Origin of the sequence: Escherichia sp. KTE172, assembly GCF_000408845.1 — a bacterium.
GTDB classification, from domain to species: Bacteria; Pseudomonadota; Gammaproteobacteria; order Enterobacterales; family Enterobacteriaceae; genus Escherichia; species Escherichia coli.
This window is the reverse complement of record NZ_KE137316.1, coordinates 615,176-627,762: the sequence shown is the minus strand read 5'-3', so window position 1 is coordinate 627,762 and position 12,587 is coordinate 615,176. Positions and strand designations below refer to the sequence as shown.

Here is a 12,587-nt window from a genome sequence, read left to right as displayed (position 1 = left end):
TTATGCTCCCTTCCCGCTGCGTTTACAGCGGGAGATGTGGTTGAAAGGGGAATTAGCGGCTCAACTGGCTAATCAGGGCAGGGACGACTTTGTAGATATCGCCCACCAGACCGTAGTCGGCATAGTTGAAGATTGGCGCATTTTTATCTTTATTGATGGCGACAATCACTTTTGCGCCGTTGCCGCCAACCATATGCTGGATCTGCCCGGAGATCCCCAGCGTCAGGTAGAGATCGGATTTCAGCAACACGCCGGAGACACCGATATAACGTTCACGCTCCATCCAGTTCTCGCCTTCGGCAATTGGACGTGAACAGCCGACTTCAGCATTCAGCACCGCCGCCAGTTCGTGGACCATTTTCAGGTCATCCTGCGCTGCCAGACCACGACCGACGCCAACCACACGTTTTGCTTTGCTCAGGTCCACGCTGCTTGCCGCTTTCGCACGGCGTTCGCGACAGAGAATTTCATGACGCGGGGCAACATAAGGTACCGTTTCTGTCGGGCACTGATGAGCGGTATCACTGGTGCACGGTTCCTGAACACCGGGTGCAAGGGTAATGATCGCCAGCGGGCTGTTGATCTTTTCCTGTGCGAACGCTAACCCGCCATACATCCGGTGTTCGGCGCAAATGTGACCATCGACAATATCCACCGCAGTGGCATCGTTCACCAGCGCCGCATTCAGTTGCACACTTAACCGTGCTGCCAGAGCTTTACCGCGTTTCGTCGCGGCCAGCAGCAACATAGAAGGATGTTTATCTTTCAGCAGGGCAGCAATGCTTTCGGCGTAATTTTCAGTACGTTGCAGCGCATCATTTTGCTCAAGAACATAAATACATTTTGGACCATAAGGCATAACTGCCTGCGCCTGGTCGGTATTTTGTACAATGGCATACACCTGTTGGCCCCATTGCTGCGCGCCGCCAAACAGTTCAGCATAACGTTCAGGATTATCGCTAAAGACCCAGACGCTGTTTAATTGACTCATCGTTTCTTCTCCGTAGGCTTCAGTTCAGGGCTTTCTTCAGATATTCCGCCAGCTCGGCAATGGCCTCCGGCGAATCGTTATCGAGAATGATGTGCTTACGTTCTGTTTGCGGCGGTACGCGAATGCCGGTCAGCTCAGCAAGTGGCGCGCTCTGGCTCCAGCCAATGTCACTTGCCTGCCACTGATTTATCGGTTTTTTACCCGCGCCGAGAATGGCTTTCATCGAAGGAATGCGTGGCATATTAATATCGGAGGTGACGCAGAGCACGGCTGGAACAGAGAGCTCAATAACTTCAACATCATCTTCAAGCGTGCGTTCAATCACCAGTGTATTGCCCTGACGCTGAATAGCACTCACTGCATTAATCACCGGAAGTTGCAGAATTTCTCCGACCAGCAAGCCAACCTGCTGGGCATAAAGGTCGCCGGAACCTTCACCAAAGATCAGTAAATCGAAGCCGATCTTTTCAACTGCTGCCGCCAGCGCCTTTGCGGTATCGAGAGGCAGTGCATGTTCAAGTTGCGCATCCTGCACCAAATACAGGCTATGCGGCCCGCGGGATAGCACGTCTTTACGCACTTTCGAGTTCTGCAACAATGAGCCGCCAATGGTCAGCGCGGCTATCTCATCGTCATCTGTTGCAATCTGGCTTGCAGCTTCAATGGCATTGAGATCGAACTGGCTGATTTTGGCGTCGGCATTGTCGAAATTCAGGGTATATTCTGGAGTGACAACAATGTCCTGTTCTTCAGGCACCAGCTTAAAGCAGGTTATTATTTTCATGATTTCTCCTGTGAGTCGCATACGGAACCATCTCCGATGGAAGGTAAAAATGGTCTGAAAATAGTGTGCGATAGCGGTGCGGGGTTTTCGACGGAGCAAGCTGTTTTCCTTGCCAACAATCTTGCAAAAAAAATGCGATCGCTAAAACAAAAGTGCAATTTGCGGCAATATAGTTATTCCATGACCGTACAATCTTGCATTCAGTGTAAATAATCTTGTTTAGCTCTCGCTAAACGCGGTTGTATAACCGCAATACACGCCGTATTTTATCCGGCATATATTGTTTTTGCTTGCTCATGGAATAGGGAGGTTGTCATGTATCAACGCTGTTTTGATAACGCCAGCGAAACGCTGTTTGTCGCCGGTAAAACGCCACGGCTTTCACGTTTTGCATTTAGCGATGATCCAAAATGGGAGTCCGGACATCACGTTCATGACAATGAAACTGAGTTGATTTACGTCAAGAAAGGGGTAGCAAGGTTTACCATCGATTCTTCGTTATATGTCGCGCACGCCGATGACATTGTGGTGATAGAACGTGGCAGGCTGCATGCGGTGGCCTCTGACGTTAACGATCCGGCAACGACGTGTACTTGTGCGCTGTACGGCTTTCAGTTTCAGGGGGCTGAGGAAAATCAGCTACTGCAACCGCATTCTTGCCCGGTAATTGCCGCAGGGCAGGGAAAAGAAGTCATTAAAACCTTATTTAATGAGCTAAGTGTGATTTTGCCGCAAAGTAAAAATAGCCAAACATCTTCGTTATGGGACGCCTTTGCCTATACGTTAGCAATTCTTTACTACGAAAACTTTAAAAATGCTTATCGTTCGGAGCAGGGATATATTAAAAAAGATGTTCTGATAAAAGATATTCTTTTCTATCTGAATAATAACTATCGCGAAAAAATCACTTTAGAGCAGTTATCGAAAAAGTTTCGTGCCAGCGTCAGTTATATTTGCCATGAATTTACCAAAGAGTATCGCATTTCCCCTATTAACTATGTTATTCAACGGCGTATGACGGAAGCGAAATGGTCACTCACTAATACTGAATTATCACAGGCAGAGATCTCCTGGCGTGTGGGTTATGAAAATGTCGATCACTTTGCCAAACTGTTTTTGCGCCATGTCGGCTGTTCGCCCAGCGATTACCGCAGGCAATTTAAAAACTGTTTTGCGGAACAAGAAATCTTATCTGAATTTCCTCAACCGGTAAGTCTTGTTGGATAAATCTGGCGGCGCAGTTTGTTAAGAAGCTGCGCCGCCTGCAGATTATTTGTTCTGATAATCTTTCAGGATCTGCCGACCCGCTACGTAAATCATAATTTCGTCTGTACCGCCGCCGATACGTTCACAACGGACATCACGCCAGAAGCGAGAGACGCGCGCCTCATCGGTATAGCCCAGACCGCCCATGATTTGAATCGCATCATCAATAACTTCCATTGCGGTACGTGCGCAGTACAGTTTTGCCAGCGCCGCGCTGGTGCGCAGTGACTGATGCTGATCGGCTTGCCATGCCACTTTCAACACCATGTTGCGCATGTTGTCGATCTTAATCGCCATCAGCGCCAGTTTTTCCTGGATCATCTGGTTATGACCAATGGGTTTACCAAAAGCGATACGCTGGTTGGCATAGCGGGCGGCATCTTCAAAGGCACACTCGGCAAAGCCGGTGCTGCGCGCGGCGTTGATCAGGCGCTCCATCTCAAAGTTATACATCACATTGAGGAAACCCATTCCTTCTTCGCCCACCATGTCGCTCTCTTCAACTTCCACGTTGTCGAGATAGACTTCGCAGGTGCTGAGCATATGCCAGCCGATTTTATGCAGCGGGTTAATCTTAATGCCGGGCTTACTGGAGTCGACCCACCACAGGGTGAAGGCTTTTTTGGGATCTTTCGGTTGCGGATCGCGCGCCAGCACCAGCATATACGGGTACTCTTTCGCACCGGTAATAAAGGTTTTCTGGCCGTTGATGTAAACCTTGCCGTTTTTACGCGTGTAAGTGGTGGTGGCGCTGTTGTTATCTGAGCCTGCGCCTGGTTCCGTCAATGCCAGGGCATAGGCGGGATCACCCGTTTCCAGGGTGCTTTCCGCCGTTTTACGTAGCTGCTCTGCAGAACCGAAACGGCGCATACTGTGAATACATTGACCGTTGGTGATCAAAAATGCCGGGGCACCGCATTTTGACACTTCCATCAGCGCCAGCATTTGGGTGACGTAATCCGCAGGGATACCACCAAATTCTTCCGGCACGCCAAGCATGGAAATACCGTTATCCGCCAGTGCCCGCATAAATTCACGCGGGTATGTCCCGTTTTGATCGCAGGTGCGGAAATACTCTTCCGGAAAGTTAGTCGTAATCAGTTCGCGAATACTGGCCAGCAGCAGTTCTTGTTCTTCAGTTAAAGAAAAATCCATCGTGATACTCCTGTTAATGAGCCGCTTCAGGCAGGACAAAACCCATCGCCGCATCGATAAATAATCTTTCGTCCATCAGTTTGAGTTCTGGCGAAATCACTGGGGTGAAATCCATTTTGTCGAGAATATCTTTTTGTAAATCGACGCCAGGGGCGATTTCGATTAAATGCAGGCCGTCTTCTTTCAGCGTGAATACTGCGCGCTCAGTGATATAACGAACATCCAGCCCTCGCTCGAGAGCGATTTTTCCGCTGAAAGTAATTTCCGGTAGTTCCCGAATAAATTTCTTCACCCGTCCTTCCTGGACGATATTTAATTTGCCGTCGGTAATTTCTGTTTTTAAACTGCCCGCAGTTAATGTGCCGCAGAAAACGATTTTCTTCGAAGTGGCACTGATATCAATAAATCCACCGGTGCCCATGATTTTGCCATTGAATTTATGCACGCCGACGTTACCGTGCTGGTCGACTTCAGCAAAACTCAAATAACAAACATCCAGACCACCACCGTGATAAAAATCAAACTGGGACGTCATATCCAGAATGGCGCGGGTATTCACGTTCGCGCCAAAGGCGATACCCTGTGAAGTAATTCCGCCAATCGGACCTGTTTCTACCGTCAGAATAAAGTCATCAGCACAACCTTCTTCCCGGGCGACCAGGCCAATGCCGTCAGCAATACCGACGCCGACATTCCCCACCGCGCCTTTACGCATTTCGAATAATGCGCGCCGTGCAACTAATTTACGTTGGTTTAGGGGCAGGCTAAGTTTGGTGCTGTCATCAAGGGTGAAGTCACCAGAAATAAAGCGGTTAACCGGCGCACCGCCATACAGTTGGGTTTGATCCGGATCGACCACCACAATATCCACCAGATAACCCGGAATACGGACAGATTTAGGATGCAGCGTGGCTTTCTTAACCATTTTCTGCACCTGCATCATCACAATACCGCCGTTATTGTGCACCGCCTGGGCAATAACCAATGCGTCGAGATACATCACCTCATCTTCAAAAGTGGCGTAGCCTTCGCTGTCGCAGGTGGTAGCGCGAATGAAGGCAATATCTGGCGCTATCGCTTTGTAATAGAGATATTCTTTGTTTTCAAACTCGACCAGTTTAATCAGGTCTTCTTTAGTGACTTCATTCAGTTTGCCGCCTTGCTGGCGTGGATCGACAAATGTTCCGATGCCAATATCACTAATAATACCAGGCTGGTGGGCTGCGGCGGCGCGTAAGGTTTGTGTAAGTACACCTTGTGGATAGTTATAAGCAATAATTTTATTTTGTTCTGCGAGATCAGAAATACGCGGCGATTGTCCCCAGTGACCGCATAATGCCCATTTCACCAGACCTTCTTGCGCCAGCGGACTAATACCACGGTCGGCGCGATCGCCAAGCCCTGTCGGACTAATAATCGATAAATTACGTGGCGTTTGAGTCTGTTTATATTTATCAGCAAGAGCTGTAATTAACGTGGTGGCTTCCAGAATACCGCCGCCAGCGCCTAACACACAAAGTGTTGCTTCGTCGGGAATATAATTCACCGCTTCCTGTGCCGACAGGACCGGCACTCGTCCATTAATACGAGGTGGTTTTACAGGTTTCATTGTTAATTCCTGATTCAGGTGTGATTTTCCCTACGCCAGATGGAGAATTAGCGCACAGAGACTCACGAAATATTTTTATTAAATACGGTTAAATATATTTTTTTAGTTCGGCGGGGGAGGATGTTCCCGCCGAAATATTATTGCTTATGCCTGGTGTAAAATAGTTAATACCGTGCGCAAATCATTTACCGAGATTTGCCCTGGTGCAGAGGCCTTTTTTACCGCACCAAAAGTTGCCGCCGAGCCAAATACTTCACCAGCCAGACGAGAAATTACGCCAGTTTTTGCCATTGACATCGTGATGATTGGACGATCGGCATACTGCTCCTGCATCTCCAGGGTCGCGGCAAGCAACGTCAGCACATCGCTGGTACTTTGCGGCATCAGCGCAATCTTAGGAATATCGGCGTCGAAGGACTGCATTTTGCGCAGACGGGCAATGATTTCTTCGGCTTCCGGCGTTTTATGGAAGTCATGGTTGGACATGACAACTTTCACATCATGCGCGTGGGCGTAGGCGACGGTTTCTTTAACCTGATCATCGCCGGTAAATAACTCCAGATCGATCATATCAACCAGGCCGCTGTCGATGGCTGCACGATTGAGTGCAATATAAGCCTCGGTGGAAATCGCCTGCTCGCCGCCTTCTTTGGCACTGCGGAAGGTAAACAGCAGCGGTTTTTCTGGCATGGTTTTACGGAGAATTTTTGCCGCCGCCATGACAGAATCCACATTGGAGAGGTCGGCATAGTGGTCAACACGCCATTCCAGAATATCAAAGTCCGCTTCACGATAGGCGAGAGCTTCAGATTTCACGCTGGCGATATCTTTCGCCATCAGCGAGACGATGATTTTAGGTGCGCCCGTACCAATGACGAGATCTTTTACAGTTACGGTTTTCATTTTTTACCCTTTCTGCACGCGGTCAGCCTGTCAGGCACCGAACCCCATGACCTGTTTAACATATTCCAGAGGGAAATCTTTGCCAGTCCATAACGTGAACTGTTCAGCCCCTTGCCACAACAACATGCCGTATCCATCAATCGTTTTGCAACCAGCTTGTTGCGCCTGCTGCAATAACTTCGTCATATGCGGGTTATACACGCATTCAGTGACCAGAAGTCCCGGATGTAACAGACTGATATCATTAACCAATGATTCATTCTCAAGGGGTTTCATACCCACTTTTGTGCCATTGGTTAAAATGTCGGCGGAAGCCAGGGCTTCAGCAAAGGCTTGCTGATCGGCGAGATCGGTAACCGTGACGACACAATCGGTGTTTTCGTTAACCCGCTGCGCGAAGGCGAGGGCTTTATCGAAGAACTCATCCCGACGGTTAAAGAGTTTAATTTCTTTTAAACCTTCAATTGCCCCCTGCGCGCCAATCGCCGTTGAGGCACCTCCGGCCCCTAACAGCACCATCGTTTTGCCTTTGATATCAAAACCGCTCTCTTTAATGGCGCGAATATGGCCCGTGCCGTCGGTGTTATAGCCACGCAGATAGCCATCATCATTAACGATGGTGTTGATGGCACCCACCAGTTTGGCCGCTGGCGTTAATTCATCAACATATTCACACGCCAGTTGTTTGTTCGGCATTGATACACCAGTTCCGCGCATTTTGAGGGCTTTTAATCCTTCAATTGCTCCGGGAAAACTATCGTTATCCACTTCAAAGGCCATATAGGTAAATGACAATCCCGCTTTTTCTAAGGCTTTATTCTGCATTTCAGGCGATAAACTGTGGCGGATGGGATAGGCCATCAGCCCAATCAATTCGTATTTTGCGGTAACATCCATAATTAACTCCTTTAACCTCTATGCTTAATTGTGTTTAACCGGGTGCTAAATTTACGCTCGCCAAACCGCACATCATTTTCAGGAATAATGAAAACGCGGTAATAGCGGATAAAGACAATAATTGCGGTAATCAGGGCCAGCAGCGCGAAAGTAAAATCGAGAGCAATGATATATTGCAGGCCGATGTTCGACAGATAACCGGTAATCAGCGGAATAACAAAATTAGCCAGTCCACCCATCATCATATATATACTGGTGACTTTGGCTTTGCTTTTTGGGAAAAACTCTGACATGACCGAAACGCCGAGCTGTAAAATGCCGCCAGCTGCTGAGAAACCGATAACAAAGGCTCCGGCATTACACACCAATGGAGAAGGGTACAGGTAGATAATGGCAGCTGTTATTGTTGCCAGTGCAGAGTTAAATACATTAGCCCAGATGGGCCGGACCATTTTTTTCAGCAGTGCGGCAAAAATAAAGACACAGACCAACGAGCCCATACTGTAATAAGAGATGGTTTTTAATGCCTCAGCTTCTGACATACCAGCAAAAGCCATCGCATATTTGGGCATCCACACCACAATCACATAAAAGGTCGAGAATGCGGCTACACCGAACAGTACTGATGAAACACCTTCCAGCCAGACTAACGGTTTGCTGTTCATTTGCGGTAATTCATTAGCTACGCTGGCGTCCACCAACTGGCTGGGGAATTTGCTTTTCAACAGCATCAGTGTGATCAGTACAAACAGAATACCCGGAATAATCAGCCCATAGCCGTACCAGATGTTATTGAGCAACATATAGCTCACCAGCATTGGGTAGAACATTTGCCCGAATGACACCATCGCTTTAACCAGTATGACCGCCGAACCAGAGGCTTTCGGAAAGCATTCCATGAGCGCGGGGTAGCCACCCGTATCCAGCGCTGAATTAGCGATACCTACGCACACTGCCAGACCGTAGGCGAGAGTTAAATTCGGGCAAGCGGGAATACCAAAGAAGAATAGCAGATACATTATTACTGCCATTAATATCACCGCCCGACGACCAAACTTATCGGAGATCACACCGAAGAATAAAATACTGATCAATCGCCCCAAACCGATACCGGAAATTAAATAGGCAATGCCCGCGTTGTCAGTGGAAAACTTTTCTGCCAGAGATGACATATTTTGGGCAAGCGTAATAACACTAATGCCGTGCAGGAAATAGCTGAAGTAAATACAAAGAACAGCCAGGATAAATGGCGTGCTGAAAGCCTTATTTTGAGACATTTTCACAGCTCCTTGCTGAAAGATAATTTCGTTACCGTACGTATTGTTCTCCGACGGTTTACATAATTACTATACTGAAGATGATTTTCCCTGGGTACATGGCATAAAGTTTATGTTTCCAGGAATATTGCATGTCATAGTTTGTTTTTGATCGCGATTTTCCTTAGTTAGCGCAGAAATAGTTATTTATCCGTAAGATCTTGCATGACCTGAAAAGAATATTGCATTACCCACCCGGAGCGACATTTTCCTTTAGCGAGTGATGCCGCGTTTCTTTGCGGCTGCGTAAGCCGATAAACAGTGCCAGTAAAAAGCCGATGGCAGCGATGGCGGTATCGAACCACATAATATCGGCAATACTTCTTTGGGACAGATGAGCCGTAATCAACGGAATGGTAAATGTTGCAATACTGCCCGCACTGTAATAGATCCCTGTAGCTTTACCTTTAGCATAGGGGAAACGTTCAGCCATTAACGTCAGGCCAATTTGCACAACACCTCCAGCAGAGGTAAAACCAATGACAAAAGCAAATATTATCACCACATAAAATGTGGGATGCAGGCAGACGGTAAACAGAGCAATAAATGAGATAAAGGTGTACAGCATCAGTAATGTTGTTGGGCGAACGGTATTACGAATGAGTGGAGCGGTAATAAATACACAAAGCAGCGAACCCACGGTGTAGATACTAAGTAGTTTGATCGACATAGTGTATGACATGCCTGCAACAAATTGTCCGTACTGTGCCAGCCACTGGCTAACCAGATAAAACGTTGCCATTGAGATATAACCATATAAGGTATAACTGGCTAAATCGATAATTGAACAGCGATGTTCCGTAGATCTGGTGGTTTTCTTTATGACAGGTAAGCGACGACCCGGATGGGGTGGGAACGTACAACGGTATAAAAACAGAGCGTTAATAAACATAATGCCTGCAGCAATCATAAAGGACCAACCGAACCACAGTTCAGCCCACACTAACAGGCTAATGATTAGCGGTAACAAAAATTGTCCGCTGGAAACAAATGCTTTAATTAAAATATTGGCTGTCCCCGGTGAGCGTGGAAAAGCTTCCATCAAACTGGGATATGTGCCTGCATCGAGAAAACTGTTTGCCATTCCCGCCAGAAAGCCCAAAACATAAGCGATAATAATGTTATTGGTGTGCAGGATGCCAAAAAAGAAGGCCATATAGCAGCACATCCCGAGCATGATAAAAGGGCGGCGACCAAAGCGATCGGATAATAATCCTGCAAAAAGCAAGACACTTAATCGACCAATACCCAGCGATGAGATAACTATTGAGACGCCTGCGGCATTAGTCTGCCAAAGCGTCTCCAGCGAGGCCATATTCAGGCTCATCAAAATGACGCCCATACCATGCACCAGGTAATTAAAATACAACCCCAGTGCGGTAGGGAAATAGGGATTTTTCATAGGTTCTACTTAGCAAAGGTGCTTTAAAAAGTGAAGCGATGTTGTGTCAGCATCCGTTCATTATTGTTGTAACAACGACAATTCCTTTCTTTGGAAAATTAACAAAGGCGCTCCAGATCGTGTGCATATAATTCAGCGGCTACCGATTGATAGATCTTCCAGTCAATAAAATTGCCATCAGGGTAGACTTGTTGAAACGCGGTTAAGTCGGGGAAAAAACGCATGGTGTTGTTGCCGATGCGGTTATTTATTTTCTCTATGATGGCATGAAGATGTTTTTTTCTTTGCTGACGCATAGCCAACAGTTGCTCGACTACACGATCAGGAATGGCGTATTTGCCATTTTCCCATTGACGCCAGCTTTCACTGTCACCGGTCTGGGCAATCCAGGTCGCGCATTCATCAATAGTCATGGCAAAAATATGGCGGAGTGCCTGGAGTTCATAAGCGTTCATCGTGTAATGGCTGCATGAAATAAACAATAAAATATAAATAACATTATCAGCCTGCTGACGGCTTGAAGAGAGTCACAGTATCTTGTGCAACATTATTGGAAAGCGTGAGGGGCGAGGTAGCGAAGCGGAAAAATGTTAAAAAAAAGCCCATCGTGGGAGATGGGCAAAGACTACACACAGCAATTCGTTGTTTCACTCAGGGGATTTCCATGCTTATAAATCAATATGTTGATTTATAACCGTGAGCTAATAGTAGGCATACGGACTTTTTGCGTCGATCAGATTCGTCTCATTAGTTTAAAAACTGTAAAGAATTTGCGACAGGTACTACCAGCTGAATGGCGGTAAGCAGGAAAATATGGGGAAGAGCAAGCAAATATCAATTAGCAGGGGTTAACAATCAGGCGGCAGAGCCGCCTGATGAGAAATTACTTATTCGGTTTCTCGATTTCGCCAAGTTCTTCGAGAACTTCTTCCGGTTGGTCAGTCGGCGGTGGGACTTCTTCCACCCACGCGGCAAAAAGACGCCAGGAAACGGCTAACAGAACCGGACCAATAAACAGGCCGATCATCCCGAAAGCAATCAAACCACCAATAACGCCAGAGAGAATCAGGATCAGCGGTAAATCGGCACCCATGCGAATTAACATTGGGCGGATGACGTTATCCAGCGTGCCAACCACACCGCTCCACACTAACAATACCGTTCCCCAGGTGGTATCGCCAGTCCAGTAGAGCCAGATAATCGCCGGAATCAGTACCGGCAACGGTCCAAGCTGGACAAGGCAGGAGAGGATCATTAACACCGTGAGCAAAGTTGCATAAGGTACGCCGGATACGGCGAGGCCGATACCGCCAAGCACTGCCTGTACTAACGCTGTCACCACAACACCCAGCGCCACCGCGCGGATAGCTTGTGCCGCCAGCAGCACGGCGGCATCTCCACGAACGCCTGCCAGACGGGTTGCAAAATGGCGAATGCCTTGCGCCACTTGTTCACCGCGCCAGTACAGCAGGGCGCTGAAGAGAAGCATCAGCGCACAATGCACCATAAAGCGCCCGATATGCGCCGCCTGCCCAACGAACCAGGTGGTGGTGGTGCCAATATAAGGACGGACTTTTGCCATGATCGCCGTCCCCCCCATATCCAGCAAGTTGTGCCAGCCTGCATACAGCTTCGCGCCAATCACCGGAATGGTATTAAGCCACGCCAGATCGGGTAACGTCATGTCACCGCTGGAAATGGCTTTAATTAGCGGGCCGCTGCCGTCGACGATACTGTTAACCAGCAAGGCAATAGGGATGATAAACACCATCACTAATAACAGCGTCATCACCAGAACGGCGAGAGACCGGCGACCAAACATGATCTTTTGCAAACGTAACAATACCGGCCAGGTGGCGATAACCACCGTACCAGCCCATGCAAAGCCGAGAATAAAGGGTTGTACAATCCACAGACATGCCACAATCATGATGGCTAAAAAGAGCACCGAAAGCAGAATTTGTGCGACATCCCTGGGCTGACGAACATTTACCATAACTACTTTTCACCTTTTTTGTGCGTCAAATCGTCGACGCGACGTGAACACGCGAAACTCACCTGCATAATGATGAGCAATTTCAGCGGTTTTTAACAGGCCGATTCTGCCCTTAATTCTGATGGGCGTGTTAGAAAAAAATGTGGTACAACAACTCAGGCAACACGCAAACGATTTACTCGTCGTATTTCAAGTTGCATGTGCTGCGGCTACGTTCGTTCACCCCAGTCACTTACTATTGTAAGCTCCTGGAGTTCACTCGCTTGCC

General features: G+C 47.8%; 11 protein-coding genes and 1 other RNA gene. 1 reads left to right on the top strand and 11 read right to left on the bottom strand.

Annotation, left to right across the window (positions count from 1 at the left end):
* Positions 1-52: 52 nt before the first annotated feature.
* Positions 53-991 (bottom strand): electron transfer flavoprotein subunit alpha, encoded by a 939-nt coding sequence (locus tag G434_RS20600; RefSeq protein ID WP_000080713.1) that lies wholly within the window; start codon positions 989-991, stop codon positions 53-55.
* Positions 992-1,010: 19 nt separating this feature from the next.
* Complete coding sequence (locus tag G434_RS20605; protein ID WP_000692115.1) at positions 1,011-1,775, bottom strand: electron transfer flavoprotein; 765 nt, start codon at positions 1,773-1,775, stop codon at positions 1,011-1,013.
* 315 nt (positions 1,776-2,090) lie between these two features.
* Here G434_RS20605 and G434_RS20615 point away from each other — a divergent pair, with 315 nt between their 5' ends.
* The gene (locus G434_RS20615; RefSeq protein ID WP_000284799.1) at positions 2,091-3,002 is read left to right on the top strand and encodes an AraC family transcriptional regulator; all 912 of its coding nucleotides are present in this window, start codon (positions 2,091-2,093) and stop codon (positions 3,000-3,002) included.
* Positions 3,003-3,044: 42 nt separating this feature from the next.
* On the opposite strand, the gene G434_RS20620 is transcribed toward G434_RS20615, so the two are convergent.
* From G434_RS20620 to ydiK, 9 genes are all read right to left on the bottom strand, one after another.
* Positions 3,045-4,196: an acyl-CoA dehydrogenase gene (locus G434_RS20620; protein WP_000347850.1), complete on the bottom strand. Its 1,152-nt coding sequence runs from the start codon at positions 4,194-4,196 to the stop codon at positions 3,045-3,047.
* Between the two features lie 13 nt (positions 4,197-4,209).
* On the bottom strand, positions 4,210-5,805 hold the full coding sequence (locus G434_RS20625; protein ID WP_000805673.1) for an acyl CoA:acetate/3-ketoacid CoA transferase: 1,596 nt from the start codon (positions 5,803-5,805) through the stop codon (positions 4,210-4,212).
* Positions 5,806-5,949: 144 nt separating this feature from the next.
* Positions 5,950-6,708, bottom strand: a complete 759-nt coding sequence (gene aroD / locus G434_RS20630; RefSeq protein ID WP_000860193.1) for a type I 3-dehydroquinate dehydratase — start codon at positions 6,706-6,708, stop codon at positions 5,950-5,952.
* A gap of 30 nt (positions 6,709-6,738) precedes the next feature.
* Positions 6,739-7,605: a quinate/shikimate dehydrogenase gene (ydiB, locus tag G434_RS20635; protein WP_000383491.1), complete on the bottom strand. Its 867-nt coding sequence runs from the start codon at positions 7,603-7,605 to the stop codon at positions 6,739-6,741.
* 11 nt (positions 7,606-7,616) lie between these two features.
* Positions 7,617-8,882: an MFS transporter gene (locus G434_RS20640; protein ID WP_001306133.1), complete on the bottom strand. Its 1,266-nt coding sequence runs from the start codon at positions 8,880-8,882 to the stop codon at positions 7,617-7,619.
* Positions 8,883-9,108: 226 nt separating this feature from the next.
* Complete coding sequence (locus tag G434_RS20645; protein ID WP_000795534.1) at positions 9,109-10,323, bottom strand: MFS transporter; 1,215 nt, start codon at positions 10,321-10,323, stop codon at positions 9,109-9,111.
* 98 nt (positions 10,324-10,421) lie between these two features.
* Positions 10,422-10,778, bottom strand: a complete 357-nt coding sequence (locus tag G434_RS20650) for a YdiL family protein (protein ID WP_001308680.1) — start codon at positions 10,776-10,778, stop codon at positions 10,422-10,424.
* A gap of 135 nt (positions 10,779-10,913) precedes the next feature.
* An RNA gene (gene rprA / locus G434_RS27020) (antisense sRNA RprA) lies at positions 10,914-11,021 on the bottom strand.
* A gap of 185 nt (positions 11,022-11,206) precedes the next feature.
* Complete coding sequence (gene ydiK / locus G434_RS20655) at positions 11,207-12,319, bottom strand: AI-2E family transporter YdiK (protein WP_000248640.1); 1,113 nt, start codon at positions 12,317-12,319, stop codon at positions 11,207-11,209.
* Positions 12,320-12,587 lie beyond the last annotated feature (268 nt).

Excerpts from the sequence above, each read along its gene's own strand:
- G434_RS20600 (WP_000080713.1), bottom strand. The coding sequence starts at position 991 with ATGAGTCAATTAAACAGCGTCTGGGTCTTTAGCGATAATCCTGAACGT.
- G434_RS20605 (WP_000692115.1), bottom strand. The coding sequence starts at position 1,775 with ATGAAAATAATAACCTGCTTTAAGCTGGTGCCTGAAGAACAGGACATT.
- G434_RS20615 (WP_000284799.1), top strand. The coding sequence starts at position 2,091 with ATGTATCAACGCTGTTTTGATAACGCCAGCGAAACGCTGTTTGTCGCC.
- G434_RS20620 (WP_000347850.1), bottom strand. The coding sequence starts at position 4,196 with ATGGATTTTTCTTTAACTGAAGAACAAGAACTGCTGCTGGCCAGTATT.
- G434_RS20625 (WP_000805673.1), bottom strand. The coding sequence starts at position 5,805 with ATGAAACCTGTAAAACCACCTCGTATTAATGGACGAGTGCCGGTCCTG.
- aroD (WP_000860193.1), bottom strand. The coding sequence starts at position 6,708 with ATGAAAACCGTAACTGTAAAAGATCTCGTCATTGGTACGGGCGCACCT.
- ydiB (WP_000383491.1), bottom strand. The coding sequence starts at position 7,605 with ATGGATGTTACCGCAAAATACGAATTGATTGGGCTGATGGCCTATCCC.
- G434_RS20640 (WP_001306133.1), bottom strand. The coding sequence starts at position 8,882 with ATGTCTCAAAATAAGGCTTTCAGCACGCCATTTATCCTGGCTGTTCTT.
- G434_RS20645 (WP_000795534.1), bottom strand. The coding sequence starts at position 10,323 with ATGAAAAATCCCTATTTCCCTACCGCACTGGGGTTGTATTTTAATTAC.
- G434_RS20650 (WP_001308680.1), bottom strand. The coding sequence starts at position 10,778 with ATGAACGCTTATGAACTCCAGGCACTCCGCCATATTTTTGCCATGACT.
- ydiK (WP_000248640.1), bottom strand. The coding sequence starts at position 12,319 with ATGGTAAATGTTCGTCAGCCCAGGGATGTCGCACAAATTCTGCTTTCG.